This is a genomic window from Streptomonospora sp. PA3, from assembly GCF_009728995.1.
GTDB lineage: Bacteria > Actinomycetota > Actinomycetes > Streptosporangiales > Streptosporangiaceae > Streptomonospora.
Genome location: NZ_VTZW01000010.1, coordinates 73,747 through 93,883 on the forward strand (window position 1 = coordinate 73,747; position 20,137 = coordinate 93,883).

The following is a 20,137-nucleotide window of genomic DNA, read 5'->3' on the forward strand; positions in this document are numbered from 1 at the left end:
CGGGGAGGGTCGGCAGGGGTCGGCGGGTCGGGGAAATCGGTCCCGCGCGGGGCGGGACGGCGGGCGCGCCGCGGTCGGTGCGGCGCGCGGTCTAGGGGGACGGTCGGCCGCCGGGCGCGGCGGCGGGTTCCGCGGAGGGACCGGGGGGACGGCACAGCACGGCGGTGACCGGGCCGCTCAGCCGCAGGGGCCCGGCCGCATAGGGCAGTGCCAGCACGTCGCCGCGGGCGGTCTCGAACGCGCCGGTGCCGAAGCCGTGCAGTTCGCCGCGGCCGTCGAGCACGACGAGGACGCCGAACCCGGCGGGCACGGTGACGGCGGCCTGCTGCGGGGGCCGCAGGAGGTCGGCGCGGAAGTAGGGCGCGGCCTCCGCGACGAGCAGGGGGCGGGGCCGGTCGGCGGCTTCGGCGGACAGGGCGCCGGGGACGCGCAGCGCCTCGACCTCGGCGCGGCTCAGCGGAGTGCGGCGCACCGCGTCCAGGGCGGTGTCGAAGCCGAGCCCGAGGTGCCCCTCGCGGGCACCGTCGAGCGCGTAGTCGCGCCAGTCGAGGAGGATGGAGAAGTCGGTGGGCTCCTGCACCTCCAGCACGAACGCCCCCGCGCCGAGGGCGTGGGGGACCCCGGCGGGCACCACGACCGTGTCGCCGCGCTCCAGCGGGACCTCGTGCATCCGCGCCAGCAGGCCGGCGGTGTCCTGGCGCTCGACCAGGCCGGCGAGTTCGCCGCGTTCCACTGGGGCGGAGAACCCGAGGTGGACGGTGGTGGAGGGTTCGGCGCCGAGCACCACCCAGGCCTCGGTCTTGCCGTGGCCGCAGGAGAGGTGGCGCCGCGCGAACGCGCGGTCGGGGTGCAGGTGGACGGGCAGGCGCTCGCCGGCGTGCAGCAGCTTGGCCAGCAGCTCGGGCTGGGCGCCGAACCGCGCCAGGTGCGCCGGGCCGAGCCAGGCCTCGGGGGCCGCGGTGATAGCGTCGCGCAGCAGCGAGCCGTCCTCCAGCCTGCTGAGCCCGGCCGGAGCGGCGCCGAACCGCGGGGTCGCCGATGCCAGCCACTCCTCGGGTGAGCGCTCACATCGCGGCGGGCCGCCGCGCAGCTCGGCGATCGCCGCACCGCCGCGGTAGAAGTGCTCCATCACCGCGACCGGCATCCGCTGTGGGCCCATCGGCTCCTCCGGGGGGAGACAACGTTGTCCCCAGTACAGTGAGCCGAGTCACTCGCGGGTGTCAAGGGGTCTGCGGTTATTTGTGCAGCTTGGATGGGTTTCTGCGCACTCTCGGCCACGCTCGGTGAGCGGGATCCCCGTGGATTCCCGCCGTTTCGAGACAACGTTGCCTCGGCGGTACGGATCCAGTAGCTTGACGGCACCGACGCCGCTGCGGGCGGTCCCGCACGGCGCGAGTCCCGATCCGGCGCCGCGCGCCGGGGCGCGGGCTCGGATCCGCCGACGACTCCGCGTCGCCGACCACACCGAGGGAGCCCCGCCCATGACCGACCAGGCCGCCGGGCAGCCGGGGCGCCGACCCACCATGGTCGACGTCGCGCGGGCCGCCGGGGTCAGTCTGAAGACCGTCTCGCGGGTGGCCAACGGGGTCCCGACCGTGCGCCCGGATCTGGCCGAGCGGGTGCGCGCGGCAATGTCGGAGCTGGGCTTCCAGCGCAACAACGTGGCCGCGAACCTGCGCAGCGGGCAGGCCACGGCCACCATCGGCCTGATCATCCTCGACCTGGCCAACCCGTTCTACTCCACCATCGCCGCCGCGGCCGCCGCGGTCGCGGAGCGCTTCGACACCCAGCTCATCACGGCCAGCTCCGGCTGGGAGCCCTCCCGCGAGCGCGAGCTGGTGCTGGACCTGTGCGAACGCCGGGTCGACGGCCTGATCATCGTGCCCACCGGCGACGACCAATCCTATCTGCGCCCCGAGATCGAGCGGGGCACGCCTGCGGTGTTCATCGACAGCCCGCCCGCGGGCTGCCAGGCCGACACCGTGGTCATCGACAACCGCACCGGCACCCGCGACATCGTCCGCCGCCTGCTCGCCGAGGGCCACCGCGACATCGGGGTGATCACCGACTCGCTCAACGACTTCACGATGAGCGAGCGCCTGGCCGGTGCCGCCGAGGCACTGGAGGAGGCGGGCGCGGACCCCGGCCGGCACTTCATGCGGATCTACTCCGACTGCCCGCACACCGCGGGCGACGCCGTCGCGGCCATGCTGGACGCCCGCGACCCGCCCACCGCGCTGTTCTGCGGCAACAACCGCATCCTGCTCGGGGCGGTCGAGGAGCTGGCCAGGCGGCGCACCCGCCTGCGCCTGGCCGCCTTCGACGACTTCGAGTTCGCGCGCCTGCTGCCCCATCCGGTGACCGTCGTTGGCTACGACACCCGCGCGCTGGGGCGCCTGGCGGCCGAACTGGTCTTCCGGCGCCTGAACGGCCCGCGGTCGGCACCGGCGAACTACCTGATCCCGACCTACCTGGTGGACCGCGGCATGGACCCGGTCCCCGGCTGGGCGGATCCGCCCGCCCGACCGGCCCCGCAAGGAGGAGCGTGAACGAGCCCGCACCCGCCCCGCGCCGCGCGGCGGCTCGCCCGCAGCTGATCACGGTTGCGCAGGGCGAGATCGTGCTGCGCGACGAGGGCACCCGGCGCGACTGGCGCGTGGCGGTCGGCGCCTTCCGCATCGCGTCCCACCCGGTCACGGTCGATCAGTACCGCGCCGTCTGCGGCGAGCGGCCCGCGGAATCGGCGGAGCACCCGCATGCGCCGGTGACGGGTGTGTCCTGGAGCGAGGCGGTGCGGTTCTGCGACCTGCTTTCGCGGGCCGAGGGCCTGCGCCCCTGCTATTCGGCGGGTGCGGACCCCGACTTCGCGGACGCGGTCTGCGACTTCTCCGCGCCCGGCTATCGCCTGCCCTCCGAGGCGGAGTGGGAGTACGCCTGCCGCGCCGGGTCCTCCGGTGTCCGCTACGGGGAACTGGAGGACATCGCCTGGTACCGGGAGAACTCCGGCGGCGGGGTGCGCGCCGTGGCGACCCGGGCGCCCAACGAATGGGGGCTGCACGACACCATCGGCAACGTGTGGGAGTGGTGCTGGGACCTCTACGATCCCCGGGTCTACGGCCCCTACCGCGTCTTCCGCGGGGGAGGCTGGAACGACCTTCCCCGCGCTTGCCGCGCCTCCTGCCGCCGCAAGAGCCATCCGATGCTGCGCACCGACGACCTCGGGTTCCGGATCGCCCGATCGGCGCAGGCGGCCGGATGAGCTCCGGCGGGCGGGTCCGAGCGGTCCGGGCGATCGGCCGTCCGGACCCGCCGCCGCCTCAGCTCCGCTCGGGCGGGCCGTCCCAGCGGGCGACGCCGGCCAGTCCCGAGACCTGCTGGGAGGTGTAGTAGGGCTGGTTGTCACGCGGGCGCCAGTCGCTCAGGTGCACCACTCCGGGCGGCACGGGGGCGACGTCGGCGAAGAAGCGCCTGATCTCCTCCTGGGTGCGCACCCGCAGGTTCGCGCTGGTGGCGCGGTACTTCTCGCTGGCCCAGCCGGCCCGGTCGGGGTGGGTGTCGGATTCGGCGTGGCTGATGGCCAGGTAGGAGCCCGGAGCAAGGTGGTCGAGGTGGCGGCGCACCAGCGCGTAGGGCTGCTGGTCGTCGGTGACGAAGTGCAGCACGGCCAGCATCAGCAGGCCCACCGGGCGGCTCAGGTCCAGGCGCGAGGCCAGCTGCGGGTGGGTGTAGATCTCCTCGGGCTCGCGCAGGTCGGCCTGCACGACGCCCGTCAGCTCGGGGTCCTCGGCCAGCAGCGCCTCGGCGTGCACCCGCACGGCGGGGTCGTGGTCGACGTAGACGACGCGGGCGCGGGGGTGGTGCCGGCGGGCCACCCGGTGGACGGGGTCCTGGGTGGGCAGCCCCGAACCGATGTCGACGAACTGGTCGATGCCCTGCTCGCAGAGGAAGTCCACGGCCCGCCCGAGGAACAGCCGGTTGGCGACGGCGCTCTGCCGGGTCTCGGGAAGCGCCTGCATGATCCGGTCGCCCATCTCCCGGTCGACGGCGTAGTTGTTCTTGCCGCCCAGGTAGTAGTCGTAGAGCCGGGCCGGACTGGGCACGCTGGTGTCGATCCCGGCGGGTGCGGCGGCTTCGGGGGAAAAGGACGCGTCGGTCATGGCGTAACCCGTTTCCGTGCGTAGTTGGGCGAACTCGTCGATGCGGGAGGAAATCACCGGACGGGCCCACTTTAGACAGCAGCCCTCGATCCCGCGATCCCTTGCAGCAACGGGATTGCGCGCCACTCCGCCGTTCACCCGCCGGGAGGAGTACCGGCCGCCGATGCCGCCCCGGCGGTGACTCAGCGTGTCAGCTGCCGCCCTCCGGCCACGGAGACCGCCTCGCCGTTGACGTGCCCGTTGGCGCCCGAGCCGAGGTAGGCGACGACGCTTGCGACGTCCTCGGGAGTGCAGATGCGGCCCGTCGGCGTCTGCTCGGCCTCGACCTCGACCGCGGAGCGGCCCTGCCACTCGACGGTCCGCGCGCGCTCGGTGAACGTGAAGCCGGGCCGCACGACGTTGGTGAGGACGCCGTGGCGGGCCTCCCGCACGGCGAACACGCGCGCGGCCGCTTCGATCGCCCCCTTGGCGGCCGGATAGGCGGTCGGGCCAGGCAGCGGCTGGTCGACGATGTCGGTGGACACCAGCACCACGCGCCCCCATCCCGCGCGGCGCATCCCGGGCAGCACGGCTTCCACCAGCGAAAGTGTGCCGGCGGCGTTCGCGGTGAGCCCCGCGATCAGCGACTCCCGGCTCTCGTCGCCCCACGGGGGCCAGGCCACGGCGTTGGCCACGAGAACACCGATGCCGCCCAGCGCCTCCTCGGCCGCTGCGACGGCCCCGGCGATGGAGTCCGGATCGCTCTGGTCGATGCGCACGTCCGCGGCCCGGCCGCCCGCCTCCGCGACGTCGCGCACCGCCTTGCGGGCGCCGTCGCCATCGCTGTGCCAACCGACCGCGACGGCGGCCCCCTCGGACGCGAACGCGGAGACGACGGCGCGGCCGATGGCGCCGGAGCCCCCGGTGACGAGGACGGTCGTGCCGTCAAGCCCGAGGTCCATGCCACTCTCCTAACTACATAGCCGACTAATTTTTAGCCGACTATACGCCATTAGCATGGGCGGGTGGAAAGCGAAGAGGCGAGACGCGCCAACCGCGCGCTGAACAAGATGAGCAAGCTCTACCGGGAGGTGAAGTCCCGCAAGCTGGCCGCCTTGGGCCTGCATCCGGGGCAGGATGTGCTGCTGTGGGTGCTCGCGCAGGAGGAAGAGGGGATGACCGTCTCCCAGCTCGCCGAGCGGCTGGGGATCGAGCCGCCGACGGCCACGCGCACCCTTGCCCGCATGGAGAGGCGCGAGCTCTTCCGCCGCGTGCCCGTGCCCGCCGACCGCCGGCAGGTGCGGATCGTGCTGACCGAGCAGGCCCGCGGACTCGTCCCCGGGATCGAGGCCGCCTGGGACGAGCTCGCCGAGGAGACCCTGGGCGCTCTGGCGCCCGAGCAGCGCGAGGCGGTCGTCGAGGCCCTGGAGGACGCCAACGACCGCCTGCGCGAACTGGTGGAGGAGTCGGTGCTGACCGAGGAGTAGCGAGCGCGGCGGCGCCTACGCGCCGGTGATCTGGCTCCAGATCTCGTTGCCGCACAGCACCAGGAACAACCCGCCGGCGATGGTCAGGCCCACGTTGCTGACGATGCCGTTGCGCCACTCGCGCGGGGTGCGCCCGGTGTTCAGCAGCCACATCAGCGTGAAGGCGAGGAAGGGCATGAACGCCGACCCCAGCACGCCGTAGGCGATGATCAGCGTGATCGGCTTGCCCAGCAGCAGCAGGAGCATGGGCGGGAACGTCAGCCACAGCAGGTAGCCGCGGAACTCCCAGCTGGCCTCGCGCTCCTCCACCGGCCGCTCCGTGAGCCCCCGGATGTTGCCCACGAAGTCGGCGAACATCAGGCTGACGCCGTGCCAGACGCCCAGCAGCGAGGAGTAGGCGGCGGCGAAGAAGCCGATGAGGAACACCACCGAGACGAAGGTGCCGAACCGGTCCCGCAGCACCTCGCCGAGCATGAGCAGCCCCTCGTCGCCCTCGGCGAGCGCGATCTGGGCGGTGTGCAGCAGCTCGGCGCCGACGATCAGCATCGCGACGACGAACACGCCGGTGGTGATGTAGGCGACGCGGTTGTCCAGGCGCATCATCCTGATCCACCGGGAGTCACGCCAGCCCTTGGCGTTGACCCAGAAGCCGTAGCAGGCCATGGTGATCGTGCCGCCGACACCGCCGATCAGGCCGAGGGTGTAGAAGAGTGAGTCCGGCGGGGCGGTGGGGACCAGGCCCGTGGCCATCTCCCCCAGATCGGGCAGGAGGTATATCGCGAGGCCGACGACGGTCACGAACAGGACCCCGATCAGCACCGTCATCGCCCGCTCCAGGGCGGGGTAGCGGTTGAACCAGACGAAACCCAGGCCCGAGATCCCGGCCAGGACGGCGAACACCCACAGCGGAACGGCGGGGAAGAGCGCCTGCAGGGGCAGGGCGCTCGCCGACATCGCGGTCGCGCCGTAGACGAAGCCCCAGAGCACCACGTAGGGGCCGAAGAAGACGAACGTCCACAGGCCCATGCTGCGCCAGCCGTCGAAGATGGTCCGGCCGGAGGCCAGGTGCCAGCGGCCGGTGGCCTCGGCCAGCGCGATCTTCACGATGCAGCCGAGGACGACCGCCCACAGCAGGGCGTAGCCGAACCGCTCCCCCGCGACGAGGCTGGCCACCAGGTCGCCCGACCCCACGCCGGTGGCCGCGACGACGATTCCCGGACCGATGAGTCTCCAGCTCGGTTTGCGCTGTTCCACTTGCTCCTTCTGCGCCACGTGAATCCCTTCAAGGTCGTCGCACGGGGTGAGGCTGCCGCAGCATAGTGCGATTCCACGACATTCCCCCATCCAGGGCAACCCGTGCAAATGCCTTGATCCGCCGAATCCGCGGATTCCGTCGTCGTGCCCGTCCGCGCGCCGCCGCCCGGCGGTCGGCCTACGTCCTGATTAAGAAGTCGGTCACCACAGGAGGTTGCGGCAATGGGGCTGGGATGCGCGAATCCCGCCCGTCACCCGCCACCGCCCCTAACGGAGGCGCTGCGCACCACGAGCCCATCGTGCCCGTCACCCGCCACCGCCCCTAACGGAGGCGCTGCGCACCACGTACCTGTTCCGGGCCGGCTTGCCGCCGAGCGCACGGCGCACCTATGCGCTGGAGTCCCGCCACCGATGGTGCGGCTCCACCTGCGAAGAACCGCGTGCGCTCGGCGGCAAGCAAACACGTGACGCGAAGCGTCCCCGCTGGGGCGGCGGCGGGCTGACGGGCGGGCACGTGACGCGCAGCGTCTCCGCTGGGGTGGTGGCGGGCTGACGGGCCGCGCTTCGCGAGGCGCACCCATTGCCGCAACTCGATGGTGGCCGCACCGGGTGGTGCCCGGTGGATTCCTGAAAAAGCCAGCGCCCCCGCTGTTCTTAAACACGGCCTAACCGCCGCGCAGGTGGTCGCGCAGGCGGCGGGCGGCGCGGCCCATCAGCGCCTCGGCCGCGGGCTGGACCGTGGCCGGCACGCGCGAGGCCGTCAGCGCGGCGACGGCGAAGGACTGGCCGTCGGCGTGCTCGACCACGCCGAATTCGTGGCGCAGGTTCAGCAGCGTGCCGGTCTTGGACGACCACCGCGCCGCGTCGGAGGCGAAGTCGGGGGCCAGCCGCTGCCGCAGCACGTTGGCGCCCATCAGCTCGCGCACCCGCTCGGCCACCTCGGTGTCGACCGCGGCGGGGCGCCACAGCGCATGCAGCAGATCGACCAGGGAGCGCGCCGAAGCGGAGCTGGCGCGGGTGGTGTCGAGCAGCGCGAGGCCGTGGCCGCGCCCGGGGGTGCCCGCCTCGATCGCCAAGGTGTGCGCCAGGTGCGCCTCTTGGGGCTCCAGGCGCTCGGCCGGGGTCACGTTGAGGTCGCTCAGGGTGTGGCGCACGGTGATGCCGCGCAGTCCCGCCGACTCCAGCCAGCGGGCGACGTCGGCGGGAGGGGTGAGCGCGAACAGCGCGTCGGCGGCCGCGCTGTCGCTGAGGCAGGTGCTCAGGTAGACGAGGTCCTCCAGCGCGACCCACGCGGGGTGGCGGAACCGGGTCAGGCCCACGGGCCCGGGCGTGCTCACCCGGCCCGGCTCGACGCGCAGGCACTGGGCGCCGTCCAGTTCGCCGCGGCGTACCCGCTCCAGCGTGGCCGCGGCCAGGGGCACCTTCACCAGCGACGCCACGGGAAAGACCAGATCGGGCTCGATGCCGACCTCCTCGCCGGTGTCCAGGTCGCGTACCAGGAACGCGCCGTCCAGACCGCCGTCGCCGAGTTCGCGGCGGATGTCGCGGAGCAGGGCCGCCTCGCCGCTGTCGATCGTGCTCACGCCTCCCCTTCCGCCGGAACGCCCAGGCAGCGTGCCATGTCCTCGGCGACGCCCTGCTCGATGCGCGCCGTGTCCTCGCCGGGCACCGCGGCGACGGTGTAGCCGCGCACGGCGTCGAGGCCACCCACCGGCCGCCAGTGCAGGCCGAGCTCGGCCGCCTGCCGCGGCGAGCACAGCAGCAGGTCGGCCGAGTCCAGCACCCGCCCGGCCGCCGAGGCCAGCGAGCCGGCCGCGGCGACCTGGGCGGGCTGCAGTCCCACCGCGTCGGCCAGGCGCCGGAACGGGTCGCGGATGTGGGGGACGTCGTCCTCGGGCTGGATCCACACGCGGCGCCGCTGCGCCTCGCCGTCGCCGCGGCCCGGGCGCAGGGTCTCCAGGTGCAGTACCGCGGCGCGGGGTTCGCGCCTGCCGGCCAGCCCGAGGGGCACCGCCCAGTGGGCGTCGCCGGGCGGAACGGCGGCGACGGCCGCGCGGACCTGCCGGGTGCGCAGCAGGTCGTCGCGCTCCGGCGGGGATGCGGGGTGCAGGTCCAGGTTGAGGCCCTGGCGCTGGGCCGCCGCGGCCAGCAGCGCCAGCTCGCGAGTGCCGCAGATGTCGGGGACGGCCAGGCGCACCGGCGCGAGCCTGGCCCGTTCGGCGTCGTGCTCCATCGCCTCAGCGAGGCTGATCAGGCGCTTGGCCGAGGGAAGCATGTCGCGTCCGAAGGGTGTGAGGGTGGCGTGGCGCGTCGATCGGTCGAACAGCCGGCCGCCCAGGTGCCGCTCCAGCGCGGCGATGCGGCGACTGGCGACCGGCTGGGGGATGCGGGCGGCGGCGGCGCCGAGGGTGAAGCTGCCGCGCTCGCTCACGTGCACGAAGGCGATGCAGGCGCCGACGAGGTCCATGACGGCAGCTTATGCCGAAAACGCATTGCATTCGTCATTTCCGTCTTCGACGGTATCGGCCCGAGGGGCAAGACTCTGCCGCGAGGCCGCCGAGCGGCGGCCTTCCGCCGGGCGGTTCGGGCCGCCCGCGGGTGCGCGTCGCGGCACCGGCCGCGGGCGCGCTGTCCCATGACAGGAGGAATCCGCCGATGACCATCCCGTCCCTTCGGGGCGCGCGGTTCGCCGCGGCCGCCGCACTCGCCCTCGTTCCGCTCGCCGCATGCACCGCGGCCGGCGAGAGCGCCGTACCCACCGCGGGCGCGGAGTCGGCCCCCGGGTCGGCCGCCGAACACCCCGGAGTCGCTCGCGGCGAGTACGTGCCCGACTTCCGGAAGCTGGAGAAGGAGTACGACGCCACGCTGGGCGTCTACGCCCTGGACACCGGTACCGGCGAGACCGTCGCGTTCAACGCCGGCGACCGGTTCCTCTTCTGCTCCACGCACAAGGTGTTCTCCGCGGGCGCGGTGCTGGACCAGACCCCGATGGAGGATTTGGACAAGCGCATCACCTACACCGAGGACGACCTGCTGGAGTGGGCGCCCATCACCGAGAAGCACGTCGACGAGGGCATGGAGCTGCTCGACGTGATCGACGCGGCGGTCCGCTACAGCGACAACACGGCGGCCAACCTGCTCTTCGAGGAGCTGGGCGGCCCCGCCGCGCTGCAGGAGGAGATGCGCGCGATCGGCGACGAGACCATCCGCTTCGACCGGATCGAGCCCGACCTGAGCTACACCGAGCCGGGCGATCTCCGCGACACCAGTACACCGCAGGCGATGGTCTCCAGCCTGCGCGCCTACGCCCTGGGCGACGTCCTGCCCCAGGAGAAGCGCGAGATCCTCGTGGACATGATGGTGCGCAACACCACCGGCGACGACACCATCCGCGCCGGCGTCCCCGACGACTGGACGGTCGGCGACAAGACGGGCACCGGCAACTACGGCACCCGCAACGACATCGCCGTCCTGTGGCCGCCTGAGGAGGAGGAGCCCATCGTCGTTGCGGTGATGTCCACGCGCGACACCGCCGACGCCGAGCACGACGACGCCCTGCTGGCCGAGTCGGCCGAGGTCGTCGTCGACGTCCTGGGCTGACCCCCACCGCCCGGGCGGCCGGACCGGTCCGGCCGCCCGGGCGGACCGCCGCCCGCTCATTCGCGGACCGCCGGGATGGGCGCAGAGGCGGACGGCGGCAAGGAGCCGGCTCCGTTGGCACGATGCCCATCGGGCACGGAGGGGGCGGGGAATCCGGCCGGTGATCATCCGGAAACCGGGTGTTATCCTCGATTCTCCGCCGGTTCGAAGAAAGAACGCCGATGCGCGCATCCCCCCACGGCTTCGACGGCCGCGGCGCGGCGGGCCCGAACGCGCCCGATCGACCGCGCACGCCCGCCGGTCCGCGCAACGACACGGCCGTATCGGGCGGAAACGTCGGAGCTGTCGTGCAGGCGGGCTCCGTCCACGGCGACGTGCACGTGTATTCGCACCCCGCACCGGAAACCCCGCACCAGATTCCGCTGCCGCCGCGGCATTTCACCGACCGCGAATCGGAATTGGACCGCCTGGAGACCGCCGCCGACGCCGCCCGGCGGGAAGGGCGCCCGCAGATCGTCGTACTCGGCGGCCCCGGAGGAGTGGGCAAGACCGCCCTTGCCACCAGCTTCCTGCACATCGCCGCCGACGGGTTCCCCGACGGCCTGCTCTACGCCGACCTCCGCGGGTTCGCCCAGGGGGCTCCGCTCGATCCGGGGGGCGTGCTCGACGGCTTCCTGCGCGCCCTGCACACCGACCCGGCGGGGATCGCACTGGACACCGCCGGCCGCGCCGCCCAGTTCCGCTCCCGCACGGCAGGCCGCAGCATGGCGTTCCTGCTGGACAGCGCCGCCTCCGCCGCACAGGTGCGGCTGCTGCTGCCCGGCGCCGGCGCTCACGTCGTGCTGGTCACCACCCGGCTTCGGCCGGCGGGGCTGGCCGCCGACGGCGCCGCCTTCATGGAGGTGTCCCCATTGGCCGACGCGGCGGCCGCGCACCTGGTGGAGCGGGTACTGGGCACCGACCGCGCCCGCGGCGAGGAGGAGGCGGTGCGGCGGCTGGTGGTGCTGTGCGGTCGGTTGCCCCTGGCGCTGTGCGCGGCCGCGAGCCCGCTGGCGCTGCGCCCCCGCCAGAGCGTCGCACGGCTGGCGGATCGGCTCGCCGACGAGCGCAGGCGGCTGGACCGGCTCCGCAAGGAGGAGGAGCTGTCCGTGCGGGCCGCCCTGGACGCGTCCTATGCCGCGTTGAGCGAACCGGCGCGGCGCCTCTACCGCGGGCTGGGCCACATCGGCGGCCCCGACACGGCGCTCCCGGCGATGGCGGCCCTGCTGGGGGCCTCCCCAGACGAGACCGAGGAGGCCGCCGACGAGCTGGTGGCGGCCCACCTGCTGGAGGAGCACGCCTCCGGCCGTTTCCGCCAGCACGACCTGAACCGGCTGCACTCGCGCCGCCTGCTGGAAGACCGGGAGGCCGCCTCCCGGCGCCGGGGCGCCCGCGAGCGGTTGAGCGGCCACTACCTGGATTCGGCGGTCAACGCCGACCTGGTGCTCAATCCGGGCCGCTGGCATCTGGGCCCGCGCTACTTCGCCGAGCGCCGTGGAGAGAGCTTCACCGACCGCGCCGCCGCGCTCGCCTGGCTGGAGGCCGAACTGGCCAACCTGCGCGCCTGGATCGCGGCCTCCTACGCTGAGGGCCGCCACGAGACCGCCTGGCAGCTGTGCGAGGCGCTGCGGAACCTGTTCACGTTGCGCCGCCACTTCGACGCCTGGGGCGAGACCTACGGTACGGGCCTGGCCGCGGCGCGCACCCTGGGCGATCCGGCGGCCCAGGCTTTCATGCTCGAAGGGCTGGGCGCGCGGCGGCTCTACCGGGGCGAGGCCGCCGCCGCGCGCGAGCGGTCACGCGCGGCCCTGGAGCTGTGGACGCGCGCGGGCCACCAGCTCGGCCGGGCATCGGCGCTGGAGGACTTGGGGGTGGCGGAGCTGGCCATGGGCGCTCCCGCGGCCGCCGCGGAGCACTTCGCATGGGCGCTGCGGATCCACCGGCGGCTGGGCCGGCGGCGCGGGATGGCGCTGATGCGGCGCCGCCTGGGCGAGGCGGCCCGCGACCGCGGCGACCACGCCGCGGCGGCGAAGCACTTCCAGCAGGCTCTCGACTTCTTCACCGAGTCCGCGGAGCCGTACATGCGGCTGCGTACGCTCGTCGGCCTGGGCGCCGACCGCCTGGCCGCCGGGACCGATGCCCGTGCCCCCCTGACGGAGGCGCTGCGGATCGCCACCGGTCTGGGCGCCGATGCCGAGGTGGCGAACATACAGGTGCTGCTGGCCGACATCGCTGCCGCCGAGGGGCGCGCCGCAGACGAGTTCGCGGCCCTCAGCACAGCATTGTCCATCTACAGCAGGCTCGGTGCACCCCAAGCCGCAGAGATAGGCCGACGGATCGGCTCCCCGCCGCCGCACGGAAACCGGTGATCGCGCGTTCGGGCCAGGCCCGGGCGAGGTCGCCCACGTCCAACCCGGCCGCGAGCCAGGAGTGCGCCACGGCACCGAGCACCCGGGCGTCCCACGCGGATCGCGCGGGCAGGAGGAACGCCCCGCCGTCCACGCGGACAGCGGGGCAGGGTCCCACCTCGGCGAGGACGCGGCAGGCCGGGGCCCAGAGTGCGGACATTCCCGTCCTCGCCTCCCCCGCCGGAGGGCCCGGCGCCGGAGGCGGGGATTGCGACCGCCGCACCGTCACGACATCGGCCGCCAGCAGCCAGGACCGTTCCGCCTCCTGCGCTGCCCACACCTGGTGATCCGTCAGCAGCCGCTCGGGCGCACCCCCGAGCGGAGCCATGTCCAGCTCCAGGCGGACCCGTGCGCTGCGCGGCGCGCTCACGAAACCCGCCCCGGTGCATCACCGCTCGCGGGCGGCTGGACAAGGCGGCGGAGGACCTGAGGTTCGGGCAGCCGCTGCGCCACAGGTGGGCGGGCCGGTTCCGCGCAGTCCATGAGGGCATAGGCGCACTCACCCAGCAACCGCGCCGAGCAGCCCGGCGCCGAGGTCAGCAGTCCCGCGATCACGCGGCCGTGCTCAGGGTCCCGGCGCTCGGCGGCCACCTCGATCTGCTCGCGCAGCGGTTCGTCGGGGCGCAGGCGGCGAGCGCGCCGGTAAAGCTCGGCGACCTGCGATCCGGGGACGACGTCGGCGGGGTCACCGGCCGCCAGCAGCGTCGGATGTCCCAGCGCAGCGCCGTACACGGTGACCGACCCGTTGTCTCCGACCACGGCGTCGGCGGCCACGAGTGCCGCCTGCCATGCGGCGCCGGGGGCCAGTAGCCGCAACCCGGCCTCCTGCGCCCCGGCCAGCCACGCGGCGATCTGTCGCGGCCCGTGGACCCACCAGATGGCGGGGTGCAGCACCGCGGCCGCGACGTAGTCGCCGCCCAGTTCTTCAGGCAGGCGGGTGAGCAGTTCCGGGTGCCTGCCGACGAGGCCGGAGCCGCCCCATGTGCTGGATGCCACGATCAGGCGCTGGTGTTCGCTCACGCCCAGCGCGCGGCGGTAGGCGCTGCGCAGCGCTCGGCTCGCGAGCATCCGGTCCAGCGCGGGATCGCCGATCACCCGGCAGATCCGGGCGGCCTCGGGGACCTCGGCGGAGATGACGTCGCACTGGCGCTCGTGGGCGATGCCGATCACCGCGGGTGCGACGCGGCCGTAGCGCACCAGGGCACCGGCCACCGCGCCGCCGACCGGTCTGCGGGCCGGCGGACCGTAGCCGGGCCGCCGCGGAACGAGCTTGGAGAAGCCGACGCCGTGCGGCAGGAAGAGCACCGGAGCCCGCACGTCGTCCAGCCCGCCCAGGTGCGTCGCGACCGCCAGATCGAACCGGTGTGCCCGCGCCCGGTCCCACGGCAGCACGACCGCGCCGGTCCGGCGAAGGAACTCGGCACCGGAAGGGGCGAAGGCGGAACCGTCGGGAACGGTGTATACCGTCTGCAACCGCGGGTCGCCCTCCAGAGCCGCGGGAACGATGTCGGCCAGGCGGTCGCCCGCCTGCCAGGAGTGCGCCAATGCAAGCACGCGGCGCTGCACCGGCCACGTCAGGGGCGCTAGCGGACCGGTGTCGCTCCATGCGCCCGACCTGGCCTCGCATGCGCTGACGTCGGCTTCGTCGGCCATCGGATTCTCCCTTCGCCGGGTTCCCTCTGCGGAATCGACGGTGGACCGATGAGCTTGCCGGTAGGCTTGGGGATTGCCTGCGAGAGATTGCAGAAACCTTGCGGTCGCAGCTCAGACCGGCAGGGCTACCGCGGCAGCAGCGCGTGCACCACCGGGGCCGCATGCAGCCAGATCCACCCGGAAGTCCGCGCCGCCGGCAGCGAGAGATCCGCCCCCGATCCGGAGAACCAGAAAAGGGCGAGGGACCGGATAACGAACATGGGAATGACGGGGAACAACGGTGTTCTCCTCGATTTCGGCGCACGGCAATGGCAATGATTGCGGCGCAATACAAATTCGGCATTGGGATGGCATTCCACCCGGCCAGGGCCACCTCGCCCTAGATGGGTGGACTCTAGCAGATCATCTGAGAAATCGTGAATCAAACCAAACCGGAGATTGGTCCGGAAACGACGGTTTGCCCCAATGCCTCCATTTTGACCCTCACCGCGGTCGCATGATGCGAATTCGCCGGCGTTGCCAGAGCCGCGCGCCGCCAATGCTCGACAGCTTCAGCCCGGCGCCCTTCGCCGGCGCACAGGTCTCCGAGGCGGTCGTGTGCCAGGGCCTCATCGATCGCCGACGCCCCGCTGCCCGCGAGCCCGCGGGCGCTGCGGTAGTGCATCCGGGCCTCCGCCGACCTGTCGAACGCCCGCAGCACGTCGCCGCGGGCCAGCATCACCTGGGACTCGGTCACCGGATCGGACAGCGGCCCCACGAGCGTGATCGCCTCTTCGAGCGCCGTCCACGCCCGGTGCCGCCGCCCCAGCGCGAGCTGAGCGGACCCCAGGCCCACCAGCGCGCGAATCGCCTCCACATCGGCTCCGGCGGCCGACAGCAACTCCCGGGCACGCCGGTAGCGCTCGGCGGCCTCTTCGAAGAGCCCGCGGTAGGCCAGCACCTCGGCCAGGTTGTGGGCCAGGCTCCCGCTGTTGAGGCGGTCGCCGATCTCGTCGAACACGGCGAGCGCCTGCTCGCCGATGCGCTGAGCGTCGCGGTGGTAGCCGCGCAGGTGCAGGACTCCGGACAGGTTGGCCAACGCGCGGGCCTCGGTCCCGCGATCGCCCAGCTCCCGCAGGCTCGCCACCGCTTCGGCGCACGCGGTCTCGGCCCCGTCCAGGTCCCCCAGCTGTGCCAGGCACGTGCCGACATGGTTCAGGGCGACGGCGCGGCCGCGGCAGTCGCCGATCGCGGTGAAGAGCTCCAGTGCCGCCTCGTGCTCGCGGAGGGCGGCCGTGTTGCGCGCGGCGTCGAAGTGGATCGAACCCAGCTCGTCGTGCGCCAGGGCCTCGCCCGCGGCGTCTCCCCCGCTGCGCCAGTGCTCCAGCGCCGTCTCCGCGTTCGCCCTGGCGTCGTCGAGTCGGCGCAGCCGTCGCTGCACGCGGCTCAGCTCCAGCGCCGCCAGGGCCCGGTTCGGCTCGTCGCCGTCCTGCCCGCACAGCTCCAGACAGACGGCCAGATGGTGCTCGGAGCGCTCCCACGGGCCGTCGGACCGGGTGAGGCCCGCCATCACCAGGGGCAGCGCAACCGCGTATCGGCGCACCTCGGGCCATGGGGCGAACTCGCCGTCGCAGGCGTCGGCGGTCACGGCGTCGAGCACCGGGTACTCCTCGGCGAACCAGCGGCGGGCCTGTGCGGCGTCGGTGAACGGCTGCGGGGCGACGAGGGTGTCCGACCGCTCCTGGGGACGGCGGCGCCAGGGGTGGGCGACCGCGTCGGCGGCGTCGGCGGCCGCCCGGTAGTGCTCGAGCATCCGGACCAGGGCACCGCGCCGCTCCTCGGCGGGCATCAGCTCGGCGGCGCGCCGCCGGGCGAACGCGTGGAGCAGGCCGTGCATGCGGTAGCGGCCGGGAGCGATCTCATCGAGCAGGTTGGCCTCCAGCAGCTCCTCCACCGCCGACTCCGCGGCTGCGCGCCCCCCGGGGCCCTCGCCCAGCGCCGCGGCGAGCACCGGCAGCGTCGACTCGGCGACAGGATGCACGCCGAACCGCAGGAAGGCCGCGCGGGCGGACTCCCCCAGCGCCTGCACGGACATCTCGAAGACAGCGGCCACGTCGCGGCCGAAGGAACGCATCTCCGACAGGCCGTCGCGTTCGAGGCGGTCGGCGAGATGCCCCGGCGGCCAGGTCGGGCGGTGGCGCAGCCGGCCGCCCGCCACTCGAATCGCGATCGGCAGGTTCCCGCACGCGGCCGCTATCCGCTCCAGGTCGGGCTCGCCTCGACGGTCCGGCCCCAGGCCGGCGAACGCGGCGAGCATCGCGGTCGCCTCGGCCGGGCTCGGCTCGGGCAGGCGGAGGTGGTGTACGCCGTCGAGCTCGGTCAGCTTCCACCGGCTCGTCACCAGCGCGACGCAGCCGGGCGTGCCCGGCAGCAGCGGGGCGATCCGGCCGGGCACGGCGTCGTCGAGGACGAGCAGCACCCGCCGTCCCGCCAGGCGACTGGACCACAGGGCCGCGCGCGCCTGCGGTTCGGCCGGGATGTGGTCTGCGTCGACGTGCAGCTCGCGCAGCAGCGTATGCAGCGCCTCCTCCGGCTCCAGCGGAGCCCGCGCGGCGCTGTGGCCGTGCAGATCGAGCTGGACGCGGACGTCGAACTCCGCACGCAGCAGGTGGGCGGCGCGGACCGCGAGCGCGGTCTTGCCGACTCCGGCGAGACCGTTGACGACCACCACCGTGGTCCCGTGGGATCGTGCCCGGGCTCGGGTGAGGACTTCGGTCAACTCGGGCCCGCGCGCCGTGAAGTCGCCGATGTCGCGGGCGAGGCTGTCGTGGACGCGGGGCGGTGCGGACGAGGCGGGCACCGGCGGCGCCGGGGAGACCTGGGCGGCGGGGGCTTCGGGCGCCCCCGGCTCGGGGGCCCGGTCCGCGGCCCGGGCCTGTGCGGCGAGCACGCGTTGGAAGACGTCTTGTGTGGGCCCGCCCGGAACGCCGCCCTCTTCGGCGAGCACGGCGCGCAGCCCGTGGTAGGTCTCCACGGCCTCCGCGTGGCGGCCGACACCGGCCAGGGCCTCCATGAGCCGCGCGCAGAGCTGTTCGTTCGTGCGGTGCCGGGCGGCCTCCTCGGACACGCGCGCGATGACGTCTTCGTGCTGCCCGATCCGCAGGCACGAGCGCGCCCAGCCGTCCACCAGGACCAGCCGGGTCTGGTTCATGGAGGCGCGGTGGCCGTGGGTCCACTCTCCCGGGATCTCCGCGAGCGGTTCGCCCTCCCACAGACTCAGGGCCTCCCAGAGCAGGACGGCGGCCGAGCTGTGCTCGCCCGATTCGGCCAGGTCCCGCGCCCGCAGGCGCATGTTCTGCACACGGTGCCAGTCCACGGCATCGGGGGCGATCTCCAGGGTGTAGCCGTGGGAGAGTTTGCGCAGGCCGACTCCGGCACCCGCCGCTACCAGCCGCGAGCGGATGCGCGCGACGCAGGAGTAGAGGCTGGAGCGCACGGCGGCCGAGGGTGAAGGGCCCCAAACGCGGTCGATCAGCGTGGCGGTCGGCACGGCTTTTCCGGGGGTGAGTGCGAGGAGCGCCAGAATCGAACGCTCTTTGAGCGTGCCGGCGTCTGCGGACCGCCCGTCGATCATGACGCGCACCGCCGGCCCGAGCAATCTGATCTCCACGGGCCACCACTCCTCCCGCGGACCATGGTCACACCGCGAATCCAACGGATCCATACACAAAAGAGTGATCCTTTTTGGATATTCCGGACAGCACACCGGTTTCCGCAGGGTGCTGCGCGCGGTGGCGGCGCCTTCCCGGGCGGCTGCGGATGGGGATATCGGTCACATTCGCGAAGCTGAGCGTCCGATCGGAGAATGCATGTTCGGAATCACGTACGGATGCACGTGAAAGGATCTTTGCACACAGCCTGCCGATGTGCGCCGCCGGCACCGGAGGCCGACCGGGCGAAAACCGCCGCCGCCTGCGGCGAAAGAGGAGGGATCCGGCGAAACGGAAACCTGGGGAATCGGATCACGCCTGCACCGGCCGGCGCTGCGACTCCGCCTTGTCCGTGTGCTGCTGAGCGGCGCCGGGGCAGCCGGGAATGCACGGCCGGGGTGCGCCGTCCGGGATTTCTCCGGGATTCGTTTTGGTCGACCGCAAGAAAGTACGGGTTCAGCGGATTGCCGCCGGAATTATGCTTCCCGTTGACGCCACCGGTGGACGGGGGACAAAATCTCAATGTCGCTACTCCGGGCCGGGCGCGGAGTCCAGCGCACGTCCGGATATGCCCGATTGAGTACATCGGAGACATAATGCGCCCCATTTCCGCTGTTCTTTCCGCTCTATCCGCCGCAGCGCTGACAGGCGCGCTGGTGCTGGCGACGGCCGGGACCGCGCTGGCCGCGACCGGTGAGGTCGTCATCTACAAATCCGAACTCCAGCGCCTGGAGACCTACTCGAATCCACCGAACGGGGAATGCTATCCGCTTCCCGGCACCGTGCACATTCTGCTGAATCAGACCGACACCGAAGTTACCATCCACGCCGACCCCAACTGCATGTTCCCCGGAGTCCCGGTCCAGCCCGACCACGGCTGGCACGCGCCGCCGAGCGGGATAACCGGGCCGTTCAGTTTCGGCATCGGATGACCCGGCTCCCCCATGGAGCCGTTCCCCGCCCCATCCTCCCGGGGCGGGGAACGGTTTTCGCGGCCGGCACCGAGCGGTCGGGCGGGCGCGCCGCCTATGGGCGCCGGCCCTGGACCGTGTAGAAGACGGGTGAGCAGGCGCAGAAGTCGGGGCACGAGAACAGGCGGCGCAGCTGCCGGAGTTCGGCCTCGGTCATGCCCGCACCGATCAGGGCGTCGCGCAGGTGGCGGGTGTGATGGGCCTGCAGGCGCGCGCCCGGCGACCCGGCCCGCCACGCGGTCACGTGCGGCTGCGGGTCGACCTCGGCGAACCCGGCCCGGCGCATCGCCGCGGGTGCGCGGGCGCCCCAGGCCGGATCGGCTCCCGACGCCTCAAGCGCGCGGAGCTTGGCGCGCTGGAAGGTGTCGAAGAGCCGTCCGGCCGCCGCATCCGGCATCAGCAGACCGGGCGCGCGGGTGGCGTCCAACTCGTCCAGTTGCAGCCACCCGCCGGGCCGCAGGGCGCGGAACAGCCGCGCCAGCACGTCCTCGCGCTCGGGCAGGTGCATCAGCACCAACCGCGCGTGGATCAGGTCGAAAGCGCGCTCGGGCAGCGCGTCGCGGACGATGTCGTGCCGCCGCACCGCCATGGCCGGTTCCCGCGGGATGCGGGCGGGCTTGATGTCGGTGACCACCGCCCGGCCCTCCGGAGCCACGCGGCGGGCCAGCCACACGCCCACGCTTCCCCCGCCGGCGCCCACCTCCAGGCACCGCCACCCGGCTCCGACGCCGGTTCGGGCCAGCCGCCGGGTGGTGACCGGGTCGTAGGCGGCTGCCAGGCACTCGTGCTGCTCGGCGGCGTGGTCGCCGTCGTTGTCGAACGCATAGCCCCGGCCGCCGCGCCGTTCCGGTGCGCGGGCAGGCGCGGTGCCGCCCGTCCCCGTTCCCGCCTCCGCCAACG

15 protein-coding genes are annotated in these 20,137 nt (G+C 73.4%); 6 read left to right on the plus strand and 9 right to left on the minus strand.

What is annotated here, in order from left to right:
* Nucleotides 1–91: 91 nt before the first annotated feature.
* On the minus strand, nucleotides 92–1,159 hold the full coding sequence (locus FZ103_RS12635; protein WP_156001286.1) for a class I mannose-6-phosphate isomerase: 1,068 nt from the start codon (nucleotides 1,157–1,159) through the stop codon (nucleotides 92–94).
* A 322-nt stretch (nucleotides 1,160–1,481) separates the two neighbouring features.
* Here FZ103_RS12635 and FZ103_RS12640 point away from each other — a divergent pair, with 322 nt between their 5' ends.
* Nucleotides 1,482–2,549 (plus strand): LacI family DNA-binding transcriptional regulator, encoded by a 1,068-nt coding sequence (locus tag FZ103_RS12640; protein ID WP_255429962.1) that lies wholly within the window; start codon nucleotides 1,482–1,484, stop codon nucleotides 2,547–2,549.
* Nucleotides 2,546–3,259: a formylglycine-generating enzyme family protein gene (locus FZ103_RS12645; RefSeq protein ID WP_394350102.1), complete on the plus strand. Its 714-nt coding sequence runs from the start codon at nucleotides 2,546–2,548 to the stop codon at nucleotides 3,257–3,259. Before FZ103_RS12640 ends, FZ103_RS12645 begins: the two co-directional genes overlap by 4 nt.
* Nucleotides 3,260–3,317: 58 nt before the next feature.
* Here FZ103_RS12645 and FZ103_RS12650 read toward each other — a convergent pair whose 3' ends face one another.
* Together FZ103_RS12650 and FZ103_RS12655 are read right to left on the minus strand one after the other, a co-directional pair.
* Nucleotides 3,318–4,214, minus strand: coding sequence for an SAM-dependent methyltransferase (locus FZ103_RS12650; protein ID WP_343233499.1), 897 nt, complete (start codon nucleotides 4,212–4,214; stop codon nucleotides 3,318–3,320).
* Nucleotides 4,215–4,339: 125 nt separating this feature from the next.
* Nucleotides 4,340–5,098, minus strand: coding sequence for an SDR family NAD(P)-dependent oxidoreductase (locus tag FZ103_RS12655; RefSeq protein ID WP_156001289.1), 759 nt, complete (start codon nucleotides 5,096–5,098; stop codon nucleotides 4,340–4,342).
* A gap of 63 nt (nucleotides 5,099–5,161) precedes the next feature.
* On the opposite strand from FZ103_RS12655, the gene FZ103_RS12660 reads away from it, so the two are divergent.
* Complete coding sequence (locus FZ103_RS12660; protein ID WP_186356215.1) at nucleotides 5,162–5,623, plus strand: MarR family transcriptional regulator; 462 nt, start codon at nucleotides 5,162–5,164, stop codon at nucleotides 5,621–5,623.
* Between the two features lie 15 nt (nucleotides 5,624–5,638).
* Here FZ103_RS12660 and FZ103_RS12665 read toward each other — a convergent pair whose 3' ends face one another.
* From FZ103_RS12665 to FZ103_RS12675, 3 genes are all read right to left on the minus strand, one after another.
* Nucleotides 5,639–6,877 carry an Nramp family divalent metal transporter gene (locus tag FZ103_RS12665; RefSeq protein WP_343233500.1) on the minus strand — a complete coding sequence of 413 codons (1,239 nt, stop codon included), beginning with the start codon at nucleotides 6,875–6,877 and terminating at the stop codon, nucleotides 5,639–5,641.
* A gap of 665 nt (nucleotides 6,878–7,542) precedes the next feature.
* Complete coding sequence (locus FZ103_RS12670; protein WP_343233501.1) at nucleotides 7,543–8,460, minus strand: serine hydrolase; 918 nt, start codon at nucleotides 8,458–8,460, stop codon at nucleotides 7,543–7,545.
* Entirely contained in the window at nucleotides 8,457–9,344 is an 888-nt protein-coding gene (locus tag FZ103_RS12675; protein WP_156001295.1) for a LysR family transcriptional regulator, read from the minus strand. Before FZ103_RS12675 ends, FZ103_RS12670 begins: the two co-directional genes overlap by 4 nt.
* Nucleotides 9,345–9,532: 188 nt before the next feature.
* On the opposite strand from FZ103_RS12675, the gene bla reads away from it, so the two are divergent.
* Together bla and FZ103_RS12685 are read left to right on the plus strand one after the other, a co-directional pair.
* Nucleotides 9,533–10,477 carry a class A beta-lactamase gene (gene bla / locus FZ103_RS12680; protein ID WP_156001298.1) on the plus strand — a complete coding sequence of 315 codons (945 nt, stop codon included), beginning with the start codon at nucleotides 9,533–9,535 and terminating at the stop codon, nucleotides 10,475–10,477.
* A 221-nt stretch (nucleotides 10,478–10,698) separates the two neighbouring features.
* Complete coding sequence (locus FZ103_RS12685; protein ID WP_156001301.1) at nucleotides 10,699–12,885, plus strand: AAA family ATPase; 2,187 nt, start codon at nucleotides 10,699–10,701, stop codon at nucleotides 12,883–12,885.
* A 405-nt stretch (nucleotides 12,886–13,290) separates the two neighbouring features.
* Here FZ103_RS12685 and FZ103_RS12690 read toward each other — a convergent pair whose 3' ends face one another.
* Nucleotides 13,291–14,577: a hypothetical protein gene (locus FZ103_RS12690; RefSeq protein ID WP_156001304.1), complete on the minus strand. Its 1,287-nt coding sequence runs from the start codon at nucleotides 14,575–14,577 to the stop codon at nucleotides 13,291–13,293.
* 421 nt (nucleotides 14,578–14,998) lie between these two features.
* Nucleotides 14,999–18,226, minus strand: coding sequence for a BTAD domain-containing putative transcriptional regulator (locus tag FZ103_RS12695; RefSeq protein WP_186356216.1), 3,228 nt, complete (start codon nucleotides 18,224–18,226; stop codon nucleotides 14,999–15,001).
* Between the two features lie 636 nt (nucleotides 18,227–18,862).
* Here FZ103_RS12695 and FZ103_RS12700 point away from each other — a divergent pair.
* Nucleotides 18,863–19,198: a hypothetical protein gene (locus FZ103_RS12700; protein ID WP_255429963.1), complete on the plus strand. Its 336-nt coding sequence runs from the start codon at nucleotides 18,863–18,865 to the stop codon at nucleotides 19,196–19,198.
* A gap of 94 nt (nucleotides 19,199–19,292) precedes the next feature.
* On the opposite strand, the gene FZ103_RS12705 is transcribed toward FZ103_RS12700, so the two are convergent.
* Nucleotides 19,293–20,135, minus strand: coding sequence for a trans-aconitate 2-methyltransferase (locus tag FZ103_RS12705; RefSeq protein ID WP_156001726.1), 843 nt, complete (start codon nucleotides 20,133–20,135; stop codon nucleotides 19,293–19,295).
* Nucleotides 20,136–20,137: the final 2 nt, after the last annotated feature.